This window comes from Microbacterium sp. (assembly GCF_041909575.1).
GTDB lineage: Bacteria > Actinomycetota > Actinomycetes > Actinomycetales > Microbacteriaceae > Microbacterium.
Genome location: NZ_JAYRDE010000050.1, coordinates 1 through 21,264, shown reverse-complemented (window position 1 = coordinate 21,264; position 21,264 = coordinate 1). Strand labels below are relative to the sequence as shown.

Sequence of the window (21,264 nt, the reverse complement as noted above, 5' to 3'; positions counted from 1 at the left end):
GCGATCCGCTCTCCCACGACGTCCGCCGGGTCGGCCTCTGGTGTGAGCCACACCGCGGTCGGCTGCGCGGCGAGGTACGCCGCGGCGGCCTGCGCGGCCGTGCCCTCCGGCGACGCCGTCGCAGTGCGGGCCGCCTTGGACGATGCCGAGGCGACGACGACCGTCCCCTGGGCGGGCGGGCCCGCGAGGGACGAGGATCCGGATGCCGCGATCACGGCGAGCACCCCCGCCACGACGAGCACGGCCGCCGCCGCGGTCGCGATAGCCCACACCTGCCGGCGGCTCGGACGGCCCCGGCTCGTGGAGGCGGGGCGCGGCGGCGGGGTCACGGGGGGACTCTAGCGCCTGGACCGGATCCGGACCCTCTCGTACTCTGTGAGTGCACGGAGGATCCACTCGATGGCAGGACGCACGTCACCCACCAGGCCTAGGCTGTGCTGGTCATGAAGGTCATCTCGTACAACCTGCGCAAGCACCGCGCGGCGGGCGAGCTCGCCCATCTGGTCGAGGCGCACGGCGCCGACGTGCTGTGCCTGCAGGAGGCCGATACGACCGATCTGCCCGAGGAGATCGAGGGACTGCGGCTGGCCGATGCCACGCAGCGCAACCGGCTGGGGCTGGCGGTGTACTACCGCGAGAACACCTATCGCGCCGTCGACGTGCGCGCGCTGGCCCTGAAGAAGTCTCTGCACGACCGTGTGCTCAAGCCGGCCGAGGAACGCCTGCTGGGCGTGCGGCTGCACGACATCGACGACGGGCGGGAGATGATCGTGGCGTCGTTCCACGCCGCCCCGCTGACCGCGCTGAACTCGCTGCGCAGGCACCAGATCCGCACCGCCCTCGACGAGCTGCAGAGCCTCGGCGAAGGGGTCCCGGCGCTCATGGTCGGCGACTACAACTACCCCGTGTTCAAGGAGCATCTGGGGCAGAAGGTGCGCGAGCAGGGCTACGAGCTGAACCTCAGCGACTCCCGCACGTACACGCGGTACCGCTTCTTCCGCGGACACTACGACTTCGCCACGTCCGTGGGGTTCGAGATCGACCGCGTGCGGACGCTCCCGCAGGGTCTCAGCGACCACCTCCCGATCCTCGTGACCGCGCGTCCGATCGCGGGCTCGGCGCGCGCGGCGGGTGCACCGCGCGCCGAGGCTTCCTGACCCGGCCCGCGCCCGCGGCGCGTCAGGTCGCCGCGTCGTCGGGTCGGGCCGCCACGATGCTCGGATCCGCCTCGTGCCACTTCTCGATCCCCTGCACGACCCAGAACGCGAAGAAGAGCACGAGGGCGGCGGCCTCGGCGAGGAGGACGACCGGCACCCCCGTCGTGTCGGCCTGGGGCAGGAGCACGATGTACACCACGAGCACTCCCACCAGTCCGACGGCGATCGCGACGTAGAGGATGCGGAACACCGTCGCCGGCGGAGCGCCTCGCCGGGGGAAGGCGGCGAGCACCGCCACCGTGGCGAACAGCGCGAAGAACGCGATCGTCGCCGCGAAGTGCCCCTGCGCGAGGAACGCGTCGCGCGCGAACAGCCACGTCGCGCCGACTCCGACGAGCACCGCCGCACCGCTGACGAGGCTGAAGCCCACGAGGTCGAGCGAGAGCTGGCGGAGAGAGGCGAGCAGCGCCCCGACCAGGATGGTGAGCAGGCCGACGACGAGGTACGTGGCCACGCCGTTGGCGGCATCCGCTTCGAACTCCGGCGGGAAGCAGCGATGCGGGCACGGCACCGCGACGCCGGGGACGCTGCCCGGCGCGAGCGTGGTCGGCACCAGCGCGATGAGCGGTGCGAAGAGGGCGGCGGCGTCGAGCAGCGCGCGTTCGGCACCGCGGCCGGACAGGGCGACCAGGGCCATCGCAGCGGCGATGAGCGCGCCGACGAACGCGTTGCGCGCCGGCGTGTAGAAGTAGTCGCTGACCGAGGTGAGCCAGCCGACCGAGGTCGCGGCGAGGCCGACGGACACGAAGATGACCACGACGGTCCCTGCGATCGCGATGCGCAGGTACCGGTACGTGCGCTGGACCGAGGTCGACGGCACGGCGGGCGGCATGTCGACGACAATAGCGAGGACTCCGGCGCAGCGCCCGGGATCCCGGGTTTGGTCAGGGCATTCGGATGCCGTAGACTCGACGTTTGGTGTCCGGCTCAGCTGACCCGGCACCGCGAACGTGAGCCCTCCACTGGCGTGTTCCACGGTCTTCGGCCAGCGAACCACCCCGGAGTGGGATTCACGAACTTCTCCGTTCGAACCCAAGAAAGCAGCACTACTGTGACGCGCACTTACACCCCCAAGGCTGGCGAGACCCAGCGCGAGTGGCTGGTCATCGACGCGACCGACGTCGTCCTCGGCCGCCTCGCCTCGCACGCCGCCGCGCTCCTGCGCGGCAAGCACAAGCCGACCTTCGCGAACCACGTCGACATGGGTGACTTCGTCATCATCGTCAACGCCGAGAAGGTGGCCCTCACCGGCCAGAAGCTCCAGAAGAAGATGGCCTACCGTCACTCGGGCTACCCGGGCGGCCTCACGGCGGTCTCCTACGCGGAGCTGCTCGAGAAGAACCCCGTCCGCGCGGTGGAGAAGGCCATCCGTGGCATGCTCCCCAAGAACAGCCTCGGCCGTCAGCAGCTGTCGAAGCTCAAGGTCTACGTCGGCGGAGAGCACCCGCACTCGGCGCAGCAGCCCAAGACGTACACCCTCGACCAGGTCGCCCAGTAAGCGCCGCACAGACTAAGGACATACTCGTGGCGAACATCGAAGACACCACCAACTACTCGACCGAGACGCCGGCCGACGAGACCGTCGTCGCCGCCGAGCGCCCCGTGCTCTCGGTCTCCGGCGCCGCTGTGGGCCGTCGCAAGCAGGCCATCGCCCGCGTGCGCGTGATCCCCGGCTCGGGCACCATCACCGTCAACGGCCGCACGTTCGAGGACTACTTCCCGAACAAGCTGCACCAGCAGCTCATCACCGACCCCTTCACGGTGCTCGGTCTCACCGGCGCGTACGACGTGATCGTCCGCATCCAGGGCGGCGGCCCCTCGGGTCAGGCCGGCGCGCTGCGCCTCGGCATCGCCCGCGCGCTGAACCAGATCGACGTCGAGAACAACCGCCCGGCCCTCAAGAAGGCCGGCTTCCTCTCGCGCGACGCCCGCGTCATCGAGCGCAAGAAGGCCGGTCTCAAGAAGGCCCGCAAGGCGCCGCAGTACTCGAAGCGCTGATCGGCTCTCGTTCCGTATGCCGATCTTTGGCACGGACGGGGTGAGGGGGCTGGCCAACGGCCCCCTCACCGCCGAACTCGCCCTCACCCTGGCCCAGGCGCCCGCGGTCGTCCGGGGCCCGGGTCGCTCCGCCGAGGCGCGCCGGGCGGCCGGCAAGCGCCTGACCGCCGTCGTCGCGCGCGACCCCCGCGTCTCCGGCGAATTCCTGTCGGCTGCGGTCGAGGCGGGCCTCGCCTCGTCGGGCGTCGACGTGCTGGACGCCGGTGTGCTGCCCACCCCCGCGACGGCGTACCTCATCGCCGACATGGACGCCGACTTCGGCGTGATGGTCTCGGCCTCGCACAATCCCGCCCCCGACAACGGCATCAAGATCTTCGCGCGCGGCGGGGTCAAGCTCCCCGACATCGTCGAGCAGCGCATCGAGCACGCGATGGCAGGACCCAAGCTGCAGCCGACGGGAGCCGCCGTCGGCCGCATCCGCCGGTTCGCCGACGCCGAGGACCGCTACGTCGTGCACCTCCTCGCCTCGCTGCCCTACCGCCTCGACGGCATCCACGTCGTGCTGGACTGCGCCAACGGCGCGGCATCCGGCGTCTCTCCCGAGACGTTCCGCGACGCGGGCGCCCGGGTCACCGTCATCGGCGCGGACCCCGACGGCCTGAACATCAACGACGGCGTCGGCTCCACGCACCTCGACAAGCTCGCCGAGGCGGTCATCGCCCACGGCGCCGATGTCGGCATCGCCCACGACGGCGACGCCGACCGCTGCCTCGCCGTCGATGCCGCCGGCTCCATCGTGGACGGCGATCAGATCATGGCGATCCTGGCCGTGGCCATGAAGGAGCGCGGGCACCTCGTCGACGACACCCTCGTCGCGACCGTCATGAGCAACCTCGGCCTCCACCGCGCCATGGCCGCGCACGGCATCCGCGTCGAGCAGACCGCCGTCGGCGACCGCTACGTGCTCGAGCGCATGAACGAGGGCGGCTACTCGCTCGGCGGGGAGCAGTCGGGCCACGTCATCATGAGCGAGTTCGCCACGACCGGCGACGGCCTGCTTACCGGGCTGCACCTCGTGGGTGAGATGGCCCGGCAGGGCAAGACGCTGGCCGAGCTGGCGTCGATCATGACGGTCTACCCGCAGGTGCTGGTCAACGTGAAGGACGTGGACCGTTCGCGCGCGAACAGCGACGAGGCGGTGTCGGATGCCGTGGCCGCCGTCGCGGCCGAGCTCGGCGATTCGGGCCGCGTGCTGCTGCGCCCCTCGGGCACCGAGCCGCTCGTGCGCGTCATGGTCGAGGCGGCTTCGGCCGAGGACGCCCGTCGGCATGCCGACGGTCTCGCCGCCGTCGTCCGCGAGCGCCTGGCCCTCTAAGGGTCAGGCGGGCGCCGCGCCCGTCCACGACAGCGATTCGATGTAGCGGAGGAGAACCCCTTCGCGCAGCGCCCACGGCGACACCTCGAGCTCGTCGACGTCGAGCGCGCGCATGGCCTCGTGCAGCACGACCGCTCCCGCGACGATCTGGAACGTCCGGTCCGGGGTGATGCCGGGGAGCTCCTGACGCGCGCTCGCCGGGATCCGCGCCAGGCGGGGGATCCACGAACCCAGCGCGGCGCGGGGGAGCAGCATCCGCTCGATCCCCGACCAGCCGGGCGCCGGGTAGCCGACGAGCTTCGCCAGGGACCGGATCGCCTTCGAGGAGCCGACCACGTGGTCGGGCCGCTCCAGCGCGCCGAACTGCGCGGCGACGGGCGCGAGGGTCGCGCGGGCGTGGGCGCGCAGGCGCTCGACGGCATCCTCGCCGGGCGGGTCGTCCGGAAGGAACTGGATCGTCATGCGGCCCGCGCCCAGAGGGACGGATGCCGCGGCCTCGGGCAGCTCGTCGGCACCGGCCGCGATCTCGAGCGATCCGCCGCCGATGTCGAAGAGCAGGATCTGCCCGGCCGCCCATCCGAACCAGCGCCGCACCGCCAGGAACGTGTAGCGGGCTTCCGTCTCGCCGCCGAGGACCTGGAGCGGCTGGCCGAGCGCCTCTTCGATGAGGGCGATGACCTCGGGCCCGTTCGCCGCCTCACGGACCGCGGACGTGGCGGTCGCGAGGAGCTCGTCGACGTTCTCGGATGCCGCGACCCGGCCGGCCTCGGATACCGCGTCGACCAGCGCCGTCACTCCCTCCGAGGTGACCTCGCCGTCGGGGCCGAGGTAGCGCATGAGCCGAAGCACCGTGCGCTGGCTGGTCGCGGCGAGTGGACGGCCCCCCGGCCGGACGTCGGCCACGAGCAGGTGGACGGTGTTGGAACCGATGTCGAGAACTCCGAGGCGCACGGCACGACAGTATCGGCACGGGGACGCGCGCGTGGTCCCTGTGACGCCGCATGAGGCTCGGATGAGAAGTCGCGGCGGGCCCTTCCGGCCCCTTCGGGCCGCGTCTAGCCTCGGCGGCAGGATGCTGATCCGGTATCCGTCCCCGCGCGTGGACACCCCCGGTGGCGAGTCCGTGCGCATGGCGCTCGACGAGGAGCGCCCTCGTGAAGGAGAGAACATGAATCGATCCCGCATGACACGCAGAGCCGGGCTGGCGATCGCCGCAGCCACGGCGACGGCCCTGGCGATGGCCATCGCGCCGGCCGCAGCCTCGGCGGCACCCGCCGCCAAGTGCGACAACCGCACCAACAACACCGTCGCCAAGCTCCTCCAGTGCGTGACGGCGGAGGGCGCCAACGAGCACCTCGAGGCGTTCCAGGAGATCGCGACCGCGAACGGCGGCAACCGGGCGGCCGACACCCCCGGATACGAGGCGAGCGTGGATTACGTCGTCGAGACGATGGAGGCCGCGGGCTGGGAGGTGTCGATCGACGAGTTCGACTACGCCTATCAGCCGCCGGCGGAGCTTCAGCAGCTCACTCCCCAGAACGTCGCACTGGCCGCAGGCAACTTCTCCGAGGGATCGGGGTCGGGAACGGTGACAGGTCAGGTCATCCCCGTCGACCTCGTCCTCGCCATGCCGCGCGACCCCGTGACGAGCGGATGCGAGGAGTCGGACTTCGCTGGGCTCGACTTCTCGGGCACGGCCGACATCGCCCTGATCCAGCGCGGCACGTGCGAGTTCGGTGTGAAGGCGCGCAACGCGCAGAACGCCGGCGCCGAGGCGGTCATCATCATGAACCAGGGGAACACCCCGGAGCGCTCGGGCATGATCACCAACGTCACGCTCATCGGGGCGAACCCCGATCCGCTCGACATCCCGGTGATCGCGACGGACTTCGCCTCGGGCGCCGCCCTGGCCGCCGTACCGGGCACCACCGCGCGCGTGGTGAAGCCCGAGCCCGAGAACCACCCGCAGAAGAACGTGATCGCCGAGCTGCCCGGGGTCAACGACGACAACGTCGTCATGGCCGGCGCGCACCTCGACTCGGTGCCCGAGGGCCCCGGGATCAACGACAACGGCTCGGGATCGGCGGCGCTGCTCGAGGTCGCGGAGAGCATCCGCAAGCTCAAGCCGCAGAACACCGTGCGCTTCGCGTGGTGGGGTGCCGAGGAGGAGGGCCTGATCGGCTCGACCGAGTACGTCGAGGGCCTCAGCCAGGCTGAGAAGGACCGCATCGCGCTGTACCTCAACTTCGACATGGTCGCCTCGCCCAACTACATCTACATGGTGTACGACGGCGACGAGTCCACGTTCGAGGCGCCGGTCGTGGTGCCCGAGGGTTCGATCGAGATCGAGGACCTCTTCGAGCGCTACTTCACCAGCGTGGGCACGCCCTACGACGACGCCGAGTTCAGCGGCCGCAGCGACTACGAGGCGTTCATCCTCGCCGACATCCCGTCGGGCGGTCTGTTCACGGGCGCCGAGGACGAGAAGACGCCCGAGCAGGCCGAGATCTGGGGCGGAACGGCGGGCGAGTGGCTCGACCCGTGCTACCACCAGGAGTGCGACGACATCGAGAACGTCAGCCTGGAGGCGCTCGGGGTGAACGCCGACGCGATCGCGCTCTCGGTGCTCGTCTACTCCTATTCGACCGAGCTCGTCAACGGCGTCGTCGGCGTGTCGGTCCCGGGCGGGCTGCGGCTGCCGGAGCCGGCGGGTGAAGAAGGCACCTGGGCCGGCGGGGGCGGCGGACTGCACGCCGACCACGGCCACCACGTGGCCGGCTGAGCAGTCACGTCCTGCTGCGCGGGCTCCGCAACAACGGGGGGGGGGGCCCCGGGCCGGTAGGGGGCGGGTACGATGTTGGGGGGGCGGGTTGTGCTTTCGGGTCTGGGTGGGGGGGCGCCCCCCGGGGGGGGGCGCCCCCCGCGTCCGGTTCGGCAGCGGATACGATGAGCGGGATGTCACCAGACGATGCCGCCACCGTCTCGCCGGCCCTCTCCCTCTACCGGGAGATCGACCGGGCCGAGTGGGCGCGATTGGCCGCCGGCATGGCCCAGCCCCTCTCCGAGACCGAGATCGTCCAGATCCGCGGCCTCGGCGACCGGCTCGACATCGCCGAGGTCGCCCAGGTCTATCTCCCGCTCTCGCGACTGCTGTCGCTGTACGCGAAGTCGACGAAGCGACTGGGTGCCGAGACGAGTGCGTTCCTCGGGGACGCCGACGTCACGACGCCGTTCGTGGTCGCCGTCGCGGGGTCGGTCGCGGTGGGGAAGTCCACGATCGCGCGTCTGCTGCGCGAGCTGATGAGCCGCTGGCCCGACACCCCGCGCGTGGAGCTCGTCACGACCGACGGCTTCCTCTACCCCAACGCCGAGCTCGAGCGCCGCGGCATCATGGCGCGCAAGGGCTTCCCCGAGTCCTACGACCGCCGGGCGCTGGTGTCCTTCCTCACCGAGGTCAAGAGCGGCGCGCCCGAAGTGCGCGCGCCCTTCTACTCCCACATGCGCTACGACATCGTTCCGGACGCGCACACGACGGTCCGGCGACCCGACGTCGTGATCGTCGAGGGGCTGAACGTGCTGCAGCCGCCGCAGTCGCCGAACGACGTCGCCGTCAGCGACCTCTTCGACTTCTCCGTCTACGTCGACGCCGACCCGGGGCACATCGCGCAGTGGTACGTCGAGCGGTTCATGGCCCTCCGCACCGGCGCGTTCGCGAACCCGAACTCCTTCTTCAACGTCTTCTCGCATCTGACCGACGACGAGGCGGTCCAGACCGCGATGGGCTACTGGAACGACATCAACCTGCCCAACCTGATGGAGAACGTCCTGCCGACGCGGCATCGCGCGAGCCTGGTGCTGCAGAAGGCAGCCGACCACACGGTCGAGCGCGTGCTCCTGCGAAAACTCTGAGCCGCGGCATCCGATTCGCCCTCTGACCGGGGCCGACCTTTTCGTTCAGGCTCCTCGCATAACCCTCCGCCTACCATGGGAGGCATGTGCGGAATCGTCGGATACGTGGGCCCGCGGCAGAGCCAGGCCATCCTTCTCGCGGGGCTCGCGCGCCTCGAGTACCGGGGCTACGACTCCGCCGGCATCGCTGTCATCGACGCCGACGGCGACCTGGGCATGCGCAAGCGCGCGGGCAAGCTCGGCATCCTCCGCGACGACCTGAAGACCGCTCCCCTGTCCGACGGCACCACGGGCATCGGGCACACGCGCTGGGCCACGCACGGCGGTCCGACCGACGACAACGCGCACCCGCACCTGGCCGATGACGACAAGCTCGCCGTCATCCACAACGGCATCATCGAGAACTTCTCCGAGCTCAAGGACGAGCTGCTCGCCGAGGGATACACCTTCCGCAGCCAGACCGACACCGAGGTGGCCGCGGTGCTGCTCGGCCGCGAGTACCGGGCCACCGGCGACCTCGTGACGGCCTTCCGCCGCGTGGTCTCGCGCCTGGAGGGGGCGTTCACGCTGCTCGCCATGCACGAGGATCAGCCCGGTCTTGTCGTCGGCGCCCGCCGCAACTCGCCCCTCGTGATCGGACTCGGCGAGGGCGAGAACTTCCTCGGCTCCGACGTCGCGGCCTTCGTCGAGCACACCCGCAGCGCCCTCGCCATCGGCCAGGACCAGATCGTCGCCATCACGCCCCAGGGCGTCGAGGTGACCGACTTCGCAGGCGCTCCCGTCGAAGTGGAGCCGTTCGAGGTGACGTGGGATGCCTCGGCCGCCGACAAGGGCGGATGGTCCTCGTTCATGGCCAAGGAGGTCTCGGAGGAGCCCGAGGCAGTCGCCAACACGCTGCGCGGACGTCTGCGCGGCGGTGAGGTCGTGATCCCCGAGCTGGACGGCATGGACGACCTGTTCGCCGGCATCTCGCGCATCATCGTGATCGCGTGCGGCACCGCGGCGTACGCCGGCCAGGTCGGCAAGTACGCGATCGAGCAGTGGGCCCGCGTGCACGTCGACGTCGAGCTCGCACACGAGTTCCGCTACCGCGACCCCGTCATCGGCCCCGACACGCTCGTCGTCTCGATCAGCCAGTCGGGCGAGACGATGGACACCCTCATGGCGGTCAAGTACGCCCGCGAGCGCGGCGCCCGCACGCTGTCGATCTGCAACACGCAGGGAGCGACCATCCCGCGCGAGTCCGACGCGATCGTCTACACCCACGCCGGACCCGAGGTCGCCGTGGCCTCGACCAAGGCCTTCGTCGCCCAGGTGACCGCGCTGTACCTCCTGGGTCTGCACATCGGTCGCATCCGCGGCACGGTGCCCCCCGCCGAAGCCGCCGCGCACGTCGCCGAGCTCGAGGCGATCCCGGGCAAGATCTCGCAGATCCTGGAGCGCGAGCAGCCCCGCATCGAGCAGTTCGCGCACTGGATGGCCGACACCCGCTCGGTGCTGTTCCTGGGCCGCCACGTCGGCTATCCGATCGCCCTCGAGGGGGCGCTCAAGCTCAAGGAGCTCGCCTACATCCACGCCGAGGGCTTCGCCGCCGGCGAGCTCAAGCACGGTCCGATCGCCCTCATCGAGCCGGGCCAGCCGGTCTTCGTCATCGTCCCCTCGCCGAGCCGGTCGGGTGAGATGCACAAGAAGGTCATCTCGAGCATCGAGGAGATCCGCGCCCGCGGCGCCCGCGTCATCGCGATCGCCGAAGAGGGCGACGCCGCGGTGCTGCCCAAGGCCGACGAGGTGCTGCGCATCCCTCTCGCCGGTCCGCTCTTCGAGCCGCTGCTGGCCGTGGTGCCCCTGCACATCTTCGCGATGGGCCTGGCGACCGCGAAGGGCCTCGACGTCGACCAGCCGCGCAACCTGGCGAAGTCCGTCACGGTCGAGTAGCCGGCCCCGGCGCCGGGTTCGTCCGGCGCGCCCTCGGGCGCATAACTCCTGCAGTTTCGCCCGGCGACGGCGGGGGAGCCCCGGGATTACGGAACAAGGCCGCGACCGCGACGCAGTTCTGCAGGAGTTATGCGCCGATAGGCTGGCGGATGCCGCGTCCGCGGCGTGACGGGAGAGATTCGTGATCGTCGGGATCGGCGTCGACCTGGTCGACATCTCCCGCTTCGAGCGCACGCTGGAGCGGACGCCTCGCCTGCTCGAGCGCCTCTTCTCGCCGGCTGAGCGTCTGCTCAAGCCCCGATCCCTGGCGGCGCGCTACGCCGCGAAGGAGGCGCTCATCAAGGCGCTCGGCGGTTCGGACGGGGTGCACTGGACCGAGATCGAGATCACGCCCGAGGCATCCGGTCGTCCGTGGTTCACCCTGACCGGCTCGACGGCCGCGGTCGTCGCCGAGCGTGGGATCACGACGCTGCACCTGTCGATGTCGCACGACGCCGGCTTCGCGACCGCGTACGTTGTGGCCGAGGCGGAGGCCCGGGCATGAGCGCCCCTCGTCCGGGCGTCCTGCGGGAGGCGGTCGTCGACGTCGAGGCGATCGAGGACAATGTCCGTCACCTGCGGCGCCTGACCGGGTCCGAGATCATCGCGGTCGTCAAAGCCGACGGGTACGGCCACGGCGCCGTGCGCTCGGCCGTGGCTGCGCTCCGAGGAGGCGCGGCCCGGATCGGGGTCTCGGACATCGCCGAGGCGATCGCCCTCCGGCGCGCCGGGATCGACGCGCCGATCGTCGCCTGGCTGCACGCACCGGGCGCCTCGTTCGCCGAGGCCGCCGCGCTCGGCATCGAACTCGGCATCTCGAGCTTCGACCAGCTGCTCCAGGCCGCGGCCGCGGCATCGGCCGACCGTCCCGTCGGCGTGCACCTCAAGCTCGAGACCGGCCTGTCGCGCAACGGCATCGCCCCCGCCGACCAGCGGATCGTCTTCGCCGAGGCCGCCCGCCTGGAGCGGATCGGCAAGCTGCGCATCATCGCTCTGTTCAGCCACCTCTCCAACGCGTCGGCCGAGGACGACCGAGCGGCGCTGCGCGCGTTCGAAGAGGGCGTCGCGCTGGCCGGGTCCCTCGGCGTCGCTCCGAGGCTTCGCCACCTCGCCGCCACGCACGCGGCGATCGCGCTGCCCGAGACGCGCATGGGCTGCGTCCGCATCGGAATCGGGATCTACGGGCTCTCGCCGTTCGAGGGCGGTTCATCGGCCGAGCTCGGCCTGCGTCCGGCGATGACCCTGCGCGCGGCGGTCGCCGCGGTGCGGCGCGTGCCCGCCGGGCAGGGCGTCTCGTACGGCTATGACTACCGCGCCCCGCAGGAGACCACGCTCGCGCTCGTGCCCGTCGGCTATGCCGACGGCGTACCGCGGCAGGCGTCGGGCGCGGGTCCGGTCACGATCGGGGGGCGCCGCCACACGGTCGCCGGACGCATCGCGATGGACCAGTTCGTCGTGGATGTGGGCGATGCCCCGGTCGCCGTCGGCGACGAGGTCGTCCTCTTCGGCGACCCGACCCTCGGCGCTCCGGCCGCGGACGACTGGGCGGCCGCGGCGGGGACCATCAACTACGAGATCGTCACGCGGATCGGCCCGCGCGTGCCCCGCCGGCAGACGTCCGCATGAGTGGGAAGTCCGACGGCTCCGGGCGCGTTGAGTCCGGTGTGGAACAGACGCTCGACAGCCTCGTCGGGACGCGGGAGATCGCGTCGCCGGCCGACATGGAGTCCCTCGGCGAGGAACTGGGACGGATGCTGCGCCCCGGCGACCTCGTCGTGCTGACCGGCCCGCTCGGGGCCGGCAAGACGACCCTCACGCGCGGGGTCGCCGCGGGGCTCGGTGTGCGCGGTCCGGTGCAGAGCCCGACCTTCGTGATCGCCCGCACGCATCCGTCGCTCGTCGGCGGGACGCCGCTCGTCCACGTCGACGCCTACCGGCTCGGATCGCCCGCGGAGCTCGACGATCTCGACATCGACTTCGAGGCGTCCGCCGTCGTCGTGGAGTGGGGCCGGGGCATGGTGGACGGCCTCCGGGATGCGTGGTGGGAGGTCGAGCTCGATCGCGAGTGGCACGGGCGCGGCGTCGACACGGCGTGCGGGACCTACTCCCGCGCCACCGAGGCGCTGGACGCCGACACGCCCCGTATCGTGTCGATCTCGCGGCGCCCGTAGCGACGGGACCGGCGGCGGCGCCGACTACCCTGGAGGGGTGATCCTCGGCATCGACACGTCGCTCGGATCGACGGTCGCGGTCGTCGAGTCCGACGGCGTGGTGCGCTCGCAGGTCGAGAGCCCCGACCCCCGCGGACATGCCGAGGTGATCGGTGCACTCATCGAACAGGCGCTGCGCGAAGCATCCATTCGCCCCGCCGACATCACCCACGTCGCCGCCGGGATGGGGCCCGGGCCGTTCACCGGTCTGCGCGTCGGGATCGCCGCGGCCCGGACCTTCGCGCTCGGCCGCGGGGTGCCGGTCGTACCGGTCGTGAGCCACGACGCCGTGGCCCTCGAGCTTCTGCTGCACGACGCGCTCACCGGCGACCGCGAGGCGGATGACCCGTTCGCGGTCGTGACGGATGCGCGCCGTCGCGAGTTCGCCAGCACGGTCTACCGCGGGCTGGACGACGACGGCCTGCCCCGCCGCCTCGCCGAGCCGACGCTCATCCCGCGCGACGAGCTCGACGCGCGCCTCGACGCCCTCGGCGCGCTGCGGCGCGACACCGGGCGCATCCCCGCCGGGATGCTGGCGGTGTGCGCGGCGCGTGCGCTCGCTGCGGGGCGGGAGATCGGCCCTGCCGACGCCCTGTACCTCCGCTCGCCGGACGTCACCGTCCCGGCCGGTCCGAAGAAGGTGGGGTCGTGACGCTGCGCGCGGCCGTCCCCGCCGATCTGGATGCGATCATGGCGCTCGAGCGGGCGTCCTTCCCGACCGACGCCTGGTCGGACGCGATGATGCACGAGGAGCTCGCGTCGCCCCACGGCTGGTACGTCGTCGACGAGACCGCCGGACGACTGACAGGGTACGCCGGGCTGCGCGCGGTGCGCGGAGCGCGGGATGCCGACATCCAGACGATCGCCATCGCGGAGGCATCGCGGGGCCGCGGCCGCGGGCGCGAGCTGCTGACGGCGCTGCTGGCCGAGGCCGCGCGACGCGGCGTGCACGACGTGTTCCTGGAGGTGCGCGCGGACAACCCCGTCGCGCAGGGACTGTACGCCTCGGAGGGGTTCCGCGAGGTCGGCCGCCGCCCGCGCTACTACCAGCCCGACGACGTCGACGCCGTCGTGATGAAGCTCGACCTCCGCGGCTGGACCGCCGCGCAGACGCCGGCCGCCGACGACGCCGGGGTGTGCACGTGAACCGCGCGGAGCCGCTCGTCCTCGGCATCGAGACCAGCTGCGACGAGACCGGCATCGGCATCGTCCGCGGCCGCACCCTGCTGTCGAACACGATCGCGAGCTCGATGGACGAGCACGCACGCTACGGCGGGGTCGTGCCCGAGGTCGCGGCCCGCGCCCACCTCGAAGCTCTCGAGCCGGCGATCCGCGCTGCGCTCGCCGAGTCGGGGGTCGCGCTCTCCGACCTGGACGCGGTCGCGGTGACGTCCGGGCCCGGGCTCGCGGGCGCCCTGATGGTCGGCGTGGGCGCCGCGAAGGCTCTCGCGGTCTCGCTCGGCACCCCGCTGTACGCCGTCAATCACCTCGTCGGGCACATCGCCGCCGACATCCTCGATGCCGATGCGCCGCCGCTGGAGTATCCGACCGTGGCGCTCCTGGTGTCGGGGGGCCACACCTCGCTGCTGCTCGTCCGCGACCTCACCACCGACGTCGAGCTGCTGGGCGAGACCATGGACGACGCGGCCGGCGAGGCCTTCGACAAGGTAGCCCGGCTGCTGGGCCTGTCGTATCCCGGAGGCCCCGAGATCGACCGCGCCGCGGCATCCGGCGACCCCGAGGCGATCCGGTTCCCGCGGGGGCTGTCGCGCGCGAGCGACATGGCCGACCACCGCTACGACTTCTCGTTCTCGGGGCTGAAGACCGCCGTCGCCCGCTGGGTCGAGCAGCGCGAGGCGGCCGGTGAGCCCGTGCCGGTGGCCGACGTCGCGGCAGGCTTCCGCGAAGCCGTCGTCGACGTGCTCGTGACGAAGGCCCTGGCGGCGTGCCGCGACCACGGCGTGCCGCGGCTCCTCCTCGGGGGCGGGGTGATCGCGAACCGGCGCCTGCGGGACGTCGCTCTGGAGCGAGCGGCCGCCGAGGGCGTCACCGTGCGCATCCCGCCGCTGTCGCTGTGCACCGACAACGGCGCGATGATCGCGGCGCTCGCCGCGGAGCTCGTCATGTCGGGGCGCCCGGCGTCGACGCTGCGCTTCGGCGCGGACTCGACGCTCCCCGTGACCGAGATCCAGGTCGCCGAGGAGGGCGCATGAGTGCGGACGAGCGGATGCCGCTTCCCGCCGAGAGCCCCGATCCGGTGGTGGAGCCTCCCACAGCCGACGTGGCCGCCGCGGACGAGGCATCCGCTCTGCCCGGCGTGCACCGCGGCGGGTACCTTCGCCTTCCCACCGCACCGGTCGCTGTGACGCGCGAGTCCGCCCCGGCGGAGCCCGGCACCGACGACGATGCGCCGCCGGTGGTCGCGCAGTGGCTCATGCCCGAGCCCGAGCCGCAGCATCGCGGCCTGGCGGCGTGGGCACTCGCCTTCTCGATCGGCGGGCTGGTCGTGTCGCTGTTCGTCGGCTGGGGCTTCCCGATCGGCCTCGTCGGCGTGATCTCGGCGATCCTCGCGCTGCGGCGTCCGCTCGAGAGCCGCGCGATGGCCGTGTGGGCGCTCGTGATCGGCGTGATGTCGATCGTGTACAGCGCCGGATGGCTCCTCTACGCGGCCGGGCGCATCACGGCCGGCGGCTGACGCGGTCCGCGAGCACCGCGATCCGCCGCGTGCCGACGCGCGTGAGGAACAGCGTCGCCTCGTCGTCGCCACGGAGCTGGAGCTTGCGGCGGAACTGCGCCGGGTCGACGTCGACACCGCGCTTCTTGATCTCGAGGCGTCCGATGCCGTGTCTGCGCAGTGCGGCGTTGATGGCGGGGACCTTCGCCGGCATCTCCTCCCGCACGCGGAAGGTCGACACGAACGGGCTGGTGAGCGCGGCATCCGAGGTCAGGTAGGCGATGTGCTCGTCGACCATGCCCGCCTCGAGCGAGCGGGCGACGTCTCCGATCAGCCGAGCCCGGATCACTGCGCCGTCCGGCTCGTGGAGGTAGGCGCCGAGGTCTCGCGCGGGCGCGTCGGGCGTGTCGGCGGGAGCGGTGAGCTCGTGCGCCTCGTCGCCGCGGATGACGAGCGCCGCCCGTCGGATGCCGTCGCGCGCCAGCGGCCCGGACCACAGGACGAGCTCGAGCGTCGATCCGTCCGCGCTCACCCACTGCGCCTCGAACTCGGTCGGGATCGCCGCGCGATCGAGGCCGGGTCCGAGCTTGATACCCGCCGGCATCCGCCGCGCGAGGTCGAACGTCCAGTCGAGGGAGGGCGACCAGTCCTCCGGCCGTGTCCGCGTGGTCTCGCCGTGCCCCGCGGTGCGACGCGCGGGGTCGAGCCACACCGCGTCGACGTCCGACAGGTCTGTCGTCTCGGCAGTTCCGTGCCGGACGGTCGTGGCGTCGCCGAACGGAGCGAGGTTGTAGGCGGCGATCGCGGCGGTGACCTCGTCCGCGTCGACGGCGGCGACGGACAGGCCGAGGCCGGCGAGGCCGAGCGCGTCGCCGCCGATGCCGCAGCCGAGGTCGGCCACGCGGTTCAGGCCCGCGTCGCGGAACCGGACGGCGTGGCGGGCGGCGATCCCGAGCCGCGTCGCCTGCTCCAGTCCGGCGCGGGTGAAGAGCATGCGCGCGGCGAAGGGACCGAACTTCGCCTCGGCCCGCCTTCTCAGCCGGGACTGGGTCACGACGGCCGACACGAGGTCGGGGGAGTGGCCGTCCTTGCGCAGCCGCGACACCGTGCGCGCGACGTCGTCGGCCGTCTCGATCGGCGGCAGCGCGTCAAGGAGCTGCAGGCCCCGGGGCGTGAGCAGTGCGGTGAGCTCGGCCATCTCCACCGGCCCAGCCTACGTCTGTCGCACGGCGTCACGCGGCTGGCACTCACGTTGCGTGAGTGCCAGCGCATCCCTAGACTTGAGATCAGCACTCTCCACACCAGAGTGCTAACGAGTCTTCAGTCTCAAGGAAAGAAGAGGTAGACCGTGTCGGTTTCCATCAAGCCGCTCGAGGACCGCATCGTCATCAAGCAGGTCGAGGCCGAGCAGACCACCGCGAGTGGCCTCGTCATCCCCGACACCGCCAAGGAGAAGCCCCAGGAGGGCGAAGTCGTCGCCGTCGGCCCCGGCCGCATCGACGACAACGGCAACCGCGTGCCGCTCGACGTCGCCGTGGGCGACCGGGTGCTGTACAGCAAGTACGGCGGCACCGAGGTGAAGTTCGGCGCTGACGAGTTCCTCGTGCTGTCGGCTCGCGACGTCCTGGCGGTCGTCGTCCGCTGACCTCGCGCACACCGCGTACCGAGAGGGTCGGATGCCTCGGCATCCGGCCCTCTCGCCGTCCGGCGTGGCAGAGATCTCGCGCACGACGGCAGTCCGCCGACGTCGGCGGGAGCCGGGGCCGGGGCGACCGGTCCTAGGCTGGGACGGTGAGTTCCGAGGCGTCATCCCCCGCGGGCCCGAGCGAGGACCTGACCGAGCTCGGAGCGTGCGCAACGGCCACCGCGGGCATCGCCGTGGTGCCGATGCCCGAGGCCGCCGGCCGCGATCTGAGCCGCGAGCACACCCTCGGCGGCATCTACGCCTTCGCGGCGTACCTGCTGTGGGGGTTCCTGCCGCTCTACTTCCTGCTGCTGATGCCGATCGGGCCGTTCGAGCTCGTGGCGTGGCGCATCCTGCTGTCGCTCGTCTTCTGCGTGCTGCTGATCGCCGTCACCCGCTCGTGGACCCGCATCGGCGCGATCTTCCGGCAGCCGCGGCTGCTCGGCCTCACGGCGCTGGCCGGCGGACTGATCTACATCAACTGGCAGGTCTTCATCCTGGGGGCGCTGACCGGCCATGTGATCGAGACGAGCCTGGGCTACTTCATCAACCCGATCGCGACGGTGCTGCTCGCCGTGCTGGTGCTGCGCGAGCGCCTGCGCGTGACGCAGTGGGTCGCGGTCGGCATCGCCGTGCTCGCGGTGCTGGTCATCATCGTCGGCTACGGGTCGGTGCCGTGGATCGCGCTCACCCTGGCGGCATCCTTCAGCGTGTACGGGCTCGTCAAGAAGCGGGTCGGGCCATCGGTCGACGCGGTGAGCGGCCTGACGCTCGAGTCGATGTGGCTCGTGCCGGTGGCGACGGTCATCCTCGTCGTCGTGAGTTCGACCAGCGGGCTGGTGTTCGGCTCGGAGGGGCCGCTGCACACGGTGCTGCTGAGCCTCGTCGGGGTGGTGACGGCCGTCCCCCTGCTCTTCTTCGCCGCAGGGGCGCGCCGCACGTCGCTCACCGTGATCGGCCTGCTGCAGTTCGTCGCTCCGATTCTGCAGTTCATCATCGGCGCGTGGCTGCTGCAGGAGCCGATGCCCCTCGAGCGCTGGATCGGCTTCGGGCTGGTGTGGGTGGCGCTCATCATCCTGACCGCGGACTCCGTCATCCACGCCCGCCGGGTGCGCCTGGCGGCCTGACCCGGCCGGCAGCCGGCCCGGGGTCTCGTCTCGCCCAATCCCCGGATCGGCGCCGAATCACGGGGCGGCGTCCGGGGTTTCGCCGAGATTCCCGGACTTCGACGTCGGGGCGGCGGGCGCGGGGCGCGCGGCGGGTCAGCGCACGAGGCGCGCGATGGCCTGGGTGGCCTCGCTGATCTTGGCGTCGGCTTCGGGTCCGCCCAGGCGTGCGGCATCCACCACGCAATGGCGGAGGTGGTCGTCCAGGAGCCCCACCGCGACGGCTTCGAGCGCGCTGGTGAGAGCGCTGATCTGCGTCAGGATGTCGATGCAGTACTTCTCGTCCTCGACCATCTTGTGGATGCCGCGGGCCTGCCCCTCGATCCGCTTGAGGCGGTTGAGGTACTTCTCCTTGTCGGTGATGTACCCGTGGTGGCTGTGGCCCGTCCCGACCATCGTGTCGCTCATTGTCGCATCCTCATTGTGAAGCAGGTTCATTATGTACAGCTAAGGCAGGTGTCCCAGCACTCGACCGCGCCGGCTCCAACGCCTCCGCGGCGCCCGACCGGCTGCGGAAGGACCGCAGGCGCAGGCTGTTGCCCACGACGAAGACGCTCGAGAGCGCCATCGCCGCCCCCGCGATCATCGGATTCAGCAGACCCAGGGCGGCGAGCGGTATCGCCGCCACATTGTAGGCGAAGGCCCAGAAGAGGTTCACCTTGATCGTTCCGAGCGTTGCCCGGGACAGCCGGATCGCGTCTCCCGCGCTGCGGAGGTCGCCGCGGACGAGCGTGATGTCGGATGCCTCGATCGCGGCGTCGGTCCCCGTCCCCATCGCGATGCCCAGATCGGCCTGCGCGAGAGCGGCGGCGTCGTTCACGCCGTCGCCGACCATCGCCACGACGCGCCCCTCGGCCTGCAGCCGAGTCACGACCGCGACCTTGTCCTGCGGCAGCACTTCGGCGATCACCTCGTCGATGCCCACCTGGGCGGCGACCGTGTTCGCCACGGCGTCGGAGTCTCCGGTCAGCAGCACCGCGCGAAGTCCGAGCCCGCGCAGCTGCGCCACGGCGGCGGCGCTCGTCGGCTTGACCTGATCGGCGACCACGAACACGCCGCGGACCTCGCCGTCCCAGGCCGCGAGCACCGCCGTGGCGCCGGCTGCCTCGGCGTCGCGCTTGACCGCGACCAGGTCCCCCGGAAGCCGGAGCGCCCAGTCGGCGAGGAGCGACTCGCGGCCCACGATCACCGCATGTCCGTCGACGACGCCCGACACCCCGCGGCCCGGGAGATTCTCGAACGACTCGGGGACCGGCAGCGTACCCACCGCGGCCGCGGCGCCGCGAGCGACGGCCTGCGCGATCGGGTGCTCCGAGGCGTGCTCCAGCGCTCCGGCGAGACGCAGCAGGTCTGTGCGCTCCGTGCCCGCGGTGGCCACGGTGTCGATCAGCGTCATGCGCCCGGTGGTCACGGTCCCCGTCTTGTCGAGCACGATCGTGTCGACGGCCCGGGTGGACTCCAGGACCTCGGGACCCTTGACGAGGATGCCGAGCTGTGCGCCGCGGCCGGTTCCCACGAGCAGAGCCGTGGGCGTGGCGAGGCCGAGCGCGCACGGGCACGCGATGATCAGGACGGCGACCGCGGCGGTGAACGCCATCGTCGCGTCATAGCCGAGCACGAGCCAGGTCACGAGCGTGCCGAGGGAGATGAGGAGGACGATCGGCACGAAGATGCCCGAGATCCGGTCTGCGAGGCGCTGCACGTCCGCCTTGCCGGACTGCGCCTGCTCGACCAGCCGCGCCATCTGCGCCAGCTGCGTCTCATCGCCCACGCGCGTCGCGCGCACCACGAGCCGCCCGCCGGCATTGACCGTCGCTCCGACGACGGCGTCGCCCGGCGCGACCTCGACCGGCACGGACTCGCCCGTGATCATCGACGCGTCCACGGCGGACGTGCCCGAGACGACCACGCCGTCGGTCGCGACCTTCTCGCCCGGCCGCACCACGAAGCGGTCGCCCGCCCGCAGCTCGGTGATCGGGATGCGGAGCTCGGCATCGACGCCGTCCGCACCGGGCCGCAGGACCGCGGCATCCTTCGCCCCGATCTCGAGCAGAGCGCGCAGTGCCGCACCCGCGCGTCGCTTCGAGCGCACCTCGAAGTAACGGCCCGCGAGCACGAACATCGTCACGCCTGTGGCGACCTCGAGGTAGATGTCGCCGGCGCCGTCGCCGGGCTGCACCGACCACTCGAAGGCGTGGGTCATGCCGGGCATGCCCGCGTGCCCGAAGAACAGTGCGTACAGCGACCACAGGAAGGCTGCCGAGACGCCGAGCGAGATGAGCGTGTCCATCGTCGCGGCACCGTGGCGGAGGTTGATCCATGCCGCCCGGTGGAACGGCCACGCGCCCCACACCACGACGGGCGCGGAGAGGGCGAGCGACGCCCACTGCCAGTAGGTGAACTGCAGCGCCGGGATCATCGCCAGGAGGATGACGGGAACCGACAGCACGACCGAGCCGATCAGCCGCTGTCGCAGTCCGGTCAGCTCGCTGTCGCGGCCGTCGCGATCGTGCGCGTCGCGCGCGGGCGCAGGGGGCTGGGGGAGCGCCGCGGTGTACCCGGTCTTCTCGATCTCGGCGATCAGCGTGCTGGCATCCACCTCGGTCGGCGCAGTGATCGTGGCCTTCTCCGTCGCGTAGTTGACGGATGCCTCGACCCCGTCGATCCGGTTGAGCCGCTTCTCGATCCGGTTGGCGCACGACGCGCACGTCATGCCGCCGATCTCGAGTTCGATGCGCGCGCCCGGACGCGGCGCCGCAGGATCCATCAGATCCGCACCGCCTCGTAGCCGGCCTCGTCGACGGCGGCCAGCACGTCGGCGTCCGCCAGCTCGGCGACCGAGCCCACGATGAGAGACCCGGTCGCGGCGTCGACGGAGACCGTCTGGACTCCCGCGATCTTGGAGACCTCGCCGCGGACGGAGGCCTCGCAGTGCCCGCAGCTCATGCCGGTCACCTTGTATTCGCTCGTCTGGGTCATGGTCGCGCCTTTCGTGCAAGATCGGATACCCCAGAGGGGTACGTCTCCTCAAGGATATACCCGGTCGGGGTATTGCCG

General features: G+C 71.7%; 22 protein-coding genes and 1 pseudogene. 16 read left to right on the top strand and 7 right to left on the bottom strand.

Annotation, left to right across the window (positions count from 1 at the left end; all coding sequences use genetic code 11):
* A pseudogene (locus ACE3O1_RS08765) lies at positions 1-329 on the bottom strand (cellobiohydrolase); the annotation flags it as partial.
* 114 nt (positions 330-443) lie between these two features.
* Between ACE3O1_RS08765 and ACE3O1_RS08760 the strand changes: the two are divergent.
* On the top strand, positions 444-1,157 hold the full coding sequence (locus ACE3O1_RS08760; RefSeq protein WP_374314552.1) for an endonuclease/exonuclease/phosphatase family protein: 714 nt from the start codon (positions 444-446) through the stop codon (positions 1,155-1,157).
* Between the two features lie 22 nt (positions 1,158-1,179).
* On the opposite strand, the gene ACE3O1_RS08755 is transcribed toward ACE3O1_RS08760, so the two are convergent.
* Positions 1,180-2,049 carry a hypothetical protein gene (locus ACE3O1_RS08755; RefSeq protein WP_374314550.1) on the bottom strand — a complete coding sequence of 290 codons (870 nt, stop codon included), beginning with the start codon at positions 2,047-2,049 and terminating at the stop codon, positions 1,180-1,182.
* A gap of 219 nt (positions 2,050-2,268) precedes the next feature.
* On the opposite strand from ACE3O1_RS08755, the gene rplM reads away from it, so the two are divergent.
* The 3 genes from rplM to glmM are packed head-to-tail and all read left to right on the top strand — an operon-like array spanning position 2,269 to position 4,590.
* Positions 2,269-2,715, top strand: coding sequence for a 50S ribosomal protein L13 (gene rplM, locus ACE3O1_RS08750; RefSeq protein ID WP_374314548.1), 447 nt, complete (start codon positions 2,269-2,271; stop codon positions 2,713-2,715).
* Between the two features lie 26 nt (positions 2,716-2,741).
* Positions 2,742-3,215, top strand: coding sequence for a 30S ribosomal protein S9 (rpsI, locus tag ACE3O1_RS08745; protein WP_374314546.1), 474 nt, complete (start codon positions 2,742-2,744; stop codon positions 3,213-3,215).
* A 16-nt stretch (positions 3,216-3,231) separates the two neighbouring features.
* A complete protein-coding gene (gene glmM, locus ACE3O1_RS08740) occupies positions 3,232-4,590 on the top strand; it encodes a phosphoglucosamine mutase (RefSeq protein ID WP_374314544.1) in 1,359 nt (452 codons plus the stop codon).
* 3 nt (positions 4,591-4,593) lie between these two features.
* On the opposite strand, the gene ACE3O1_RS08735 is transcribed toward glmM, so the two are convergent.
* Positions 4,594-5,541 (bottom strand): Ppx/GppA phosphatase family protein, encoded by a 948-nt coding sequence (locus ACE3O1_RS08735; protein ID WP_374314542.1) that lies wholly within the window; start codon positions 5,539-5,541, stop codon positions 4,594-4,596.
* Between the two features lie 232 nt (positions 5,542-5,773).
* Here ACE3O1_RS08735 and ACE3O1_RS08730 point away from each other — a divergent pair, with 232 nt between their 5' ends.
* The 10 genes from ACE3O1_RS08730 to ACE3O1_RS08685 all read left to right on the top strand — a co-directional run bounded on the left by ACE3O1_RS08730 (position 5,774) and on the right by ACE3O1_RS08685 (position 15,378).
* Complete coding sequence (locus ACE3O1_RS08730; protein ID WP_374314540.1) at positions 5,774-7,372, top strand: M20/M25/M40 family metallo-hydrolase; 1,599 nt, start codon at positions 5,774-5,776, stop codon at positions 7,370-7,372.
* 173 nt (positions 7,373-7,545) lie between these two features.
* Positions 7,546-8,499, top strand: a complete 954-nt coding sequence (gene coaA / locus ACE3O1_RS08725; RefSeq protein WP_374314538.1) for a type I pantothenate kinase — start codon at positions 7,546-7,548, stop codon at positions 8,497-8,499.
* A gap of 84 nt (positions 8,500-8,583) precedes the next feature.
* Positions 8,584-10,434, top strand: coding sequence for a glutamine--fructose-6-phosphate transaminase (isomerizing) (gene glmS, locus ACE3O1_RS08720; RefSeq protein ID WP_374314536.1), 1,851 nt, complete (start codon positions 8,584-8,586; stop codon positions 10,432-10,434).
* Positions 10,435-10,615: 181 nt separating this feature from the next.
* Complete coding sequence (locus ACE3O1_RS08715; protein WP_374314534.1) at positions 10,616-10,978, top strand: holo-ACP synthase; 363 nt, start codon at positions 10,616-10,618, stop codon at positions 10,976-10,978.
* Positions 10,975-12,099: an alanine racemase gene (gene alr, locus ACE3O1_RS08710; protein WP_374314532.1), complete on the top strand. Its 1,125-nt coding sequence runs from the start codon at positions 10,975-10,977 to the stop codon at positions 12,097-12,099. Before ACE3O1_RS08715 ends, alr begins: the two co-directional genes overlap by 4 nt.
* Positions 12,096-12,644 carry a tRNA (adenosine(37)-N6)-threonylcarbamoyltransferase complex ATPase subunit type 1 TsaE gene (gene tsaE, locus ACE3O1_RS08705; protein WP_374314530.1) on the top strand — a complete coding sequence of 183 codons (549 nt, stop codon included), beginning with the start codon at positions 12,096-12,098 and terminating at the stop codon, positions 12,642-12,644. Before alr ends, tsaE begins: the two co-directional genes overlap by 4 nt.
* Positions 12,645-12,681: 37 nt before the next feature.
* On the top strand, positions 12,682-13,335 hold the full coding sequence (gene tsaB / locus ACE3O1_RS08700; RefSeq protein ID WP_374314527.1) for a tRNA (adenosine(37)-N6)-threonylcarbamoyltransferase complex dimerization subunit type 1 TsaB: 654 nt from the start codon (positions 12,682-12,684) through the stop codon (positions 13,333-13,335).
* Positions 13,332-13,829, top strand: coding sequence for a ribosomal protein S18-alanine N-acetyltransferase (rimI, locus tag ACE3O1_RS08695; protein ID WP_374314525.1), 498 nt, complete (start codon positions 13,332-13,334; stop codon positions 13,827-13,829). Before tsaB ends, rimI begins: the two co-directional genes overlap by 4 nt.
* Positions 13,826-14,896: a tRNA (adenosine(37)-N6)-threonylcarbamoyltransferase complex transferase subunit TsaD gene (tsaD, locus tag ACE3O1_RS08690; protein ID WP_374314522.1), complete on the top strand. Its 1,071-nt coding sequence runs from the start codon at positions 13,826-13,828 to the stop codon at positions 14,894-14,896. The genes rimI and tsaD overlap by 4 nt, the downstream gene beginning before the upstream one ends.
* The gene (locus tag ACE3O1_RS08685) at positions 14,893-15,378 is read left to right on the top strand and encodes a hypothetical protein (protein WP_374314520.1); all 486 of its coding nucleotides are present in this window, start codon (positions 14,893-14,895) and stop codon (positions 15,376-15,378) included. The genes tsaD and ACE3O1_RS08685 overlap by 4 nt, the downstream gene beginning before the upstream one ends.
* Here the strand turns inward: ACE3O1_RS08685 and ACE3O1_RS08680 are convergent.
* Positions 15,362-16,561 carry an SAM-dependent methyltransferase gene (locus tag ACE3O1_RS08680; RefSeq protein WP_374314517.1) on the bottom strand — a complete coding sequence of 400 codons (1,200 nt, stop codon included), beginning with the start codon at positions 16,559-16,561 and terminating at the stop codon, positions 15,362-15,364. The genes ACE3O1_RS08685 and ACE3O1_RS08680 overlap by 17 nt on opposite strands.
* A gap of 144 nt (positions 16,562-16,705) precedes the next feature.
* Between ACE3O1_RS08680 and groES the strand changes: the two genes are divergently transcribed.
* Positions 16,706-17,002: a co-chaperone GroES gene (gene groES, locus ACE3O1_RS08675; protein WP_017203655.1), complete on the top strand. Its 297-nt coding sequence runs from the start codon at positions 16,706-16,708 to the stop codon at positions 17,000-17,002.
* Between the two features lie 242 nt (positions 17,003-17,244).
* Positions 17,245-18,168, top strand: coding sequence for an EamA family transporter RarD (gene rarD, locus ACE3O1_RS08670; RefSeq protein ID WP_374314554.1), 924 nt, complete (start codon positions 17,245-17,247; stop codon positions 18,166-18,168).
* A gap of 135 nt (positions 18,169-18,303) precedes the next feature.
* On the opposite strand, the gene ACE3O1_RS08665 is transcribed toward rarD, so the two are convergent.
* The 3 genes from ACE3O1_RS08665 to ACE3O1_RS08655 are packed head-to-tail and all read right to left on the bottom strand — an operon-like array spanning position 18,304 to position 21,186.
* Complete coding sequence (locus ACE3O1_RS08665) at positions 18,304-18,615, bottom strand: metal-sensitive transcriptional regulator (protein ID WP_374314515.1); 312 nt, start codon at positions 18,613-18,615, stop codon at positions 18,304-18,306.
* 10 nt (positions 18,616-18,625) lie between these two features.
* Positions 18,626-20,974, bottom strand: coding sequence for a heavy metal translocating P-type ATPase (locus ACE3O1_RS08660; protein WP_374314513.1), 2,349 nt, complete (start codon positions 20,972-20,974; stop codon positions 18,626-18,628).
* Positions 20,974-21,186 (bottom strand): heavy-metal-associated domain-containing protein, encoded by a 213-nt coding sequence (locus tag ACE3O1_RS08655; RefSeq protein WP_374314511.1) that lies wholly within the window; start codon positions 21,184-21,186, stop codon positions 20,974-20,976. The genes ACE3O1_RS08660 and ACE3O1_RS08655 overlap by 1 nt, the downstream gene beginning before the upstream one ends.
* Positions 21,187-21,264 lie beyond the last annotated feature (78 nt).

Bases quoted from the DNA above. Each gene is read 5' to 3' on its own strand.
- alr (WP_374314532.1), top strand. From the start codon at position 10,975: ATGAGCGCCCCTCGTCCGGGCGTCCTGCGGGAGGCGGTCGTCGACGTC.
- ACE3O1_RS08655 (WP_374314511.1), bottom strand. From the start codon at position 21,186: ATGACCCAGACGAGCGAATACAAGGTGACCGGCATGAGCTGCGGGCAC.
- ACE3O1_RS08755 (WP_374314550.1), bottom strand. From the start codon at position 2,049: ATGCCGCCCGCCGTGCCGTCGACCTCGGTCCAGCGCACGTACCGGTAC.
- glmM (WP_374314544.1), top strand. From the start codon at position 3,232: ATGCCGATCTTTGGCACGGACGGGGTGAGGGGGCTGGCCAACGGCCCC.
- rarD (WP_374314554.1), top strand. From the start codon at position 17,245: ATGCCCGAGGCCGCCGGCCGCGATCTGAGCCGCGAGCACACCCTCGGC.
- ACE3O1_RS08665 (WP_374314515.1), bottom strand. From the start codon at position 18,615: ATGAGCGACACGATGGTCGGGACGGGCCACAGCCACCACGGGTACATC.
- glmS (WP_374314536.1), top strand. From the start codon at position 8,584: ATGTGCGGAATCGTCGGATACGTGGGCCCGCGGCAGAGCCAGGCCATC.
- ACE3O1_RS08660 (WP_374314513.1), bottom strand. From the start codon at position 20,974: ATGGATCCTGCGGCGCCGCGTCCGGGCGCGCGCATCGAACTCGAGATC.
- coaA (WP_374314538.1), top strand. From the start codon at position 7,546: ATGTCACCAGACGATGCCGCCACCGTCTCGCCGGCCCTCTCCCTCTAC.
- ACE3O1_RS08760 (WP_374314552.1), top strand. From the start codon at position 444: ATGAAGGTCATCTCGTACAACCTGCGCAAGCACCGCGCGGCGGGCGAG.
- tsaE (WP_374314530.1), top strand. From the start codon at position 12,096: ATGAGTGGGAAGTCCGACGGCTCCGGGCGCGTTGAGTCCGGTGTGGAA.
- ACE3O1_RS08685 (WP_374314520.1), top strand. From the start codon at position 14,893: ATGAGTGCGGACGAGCGGATGCCGCTTCCCGCCGAGAGCCCCGATCCG.
- ACE3O1_RS08730 (WP_374314540.1), top strand. From the start codon at position 5,774: ATGACACGCAGAGCCGGGCTGGCGATCGCCGCAGCCACGGCGACGGCC.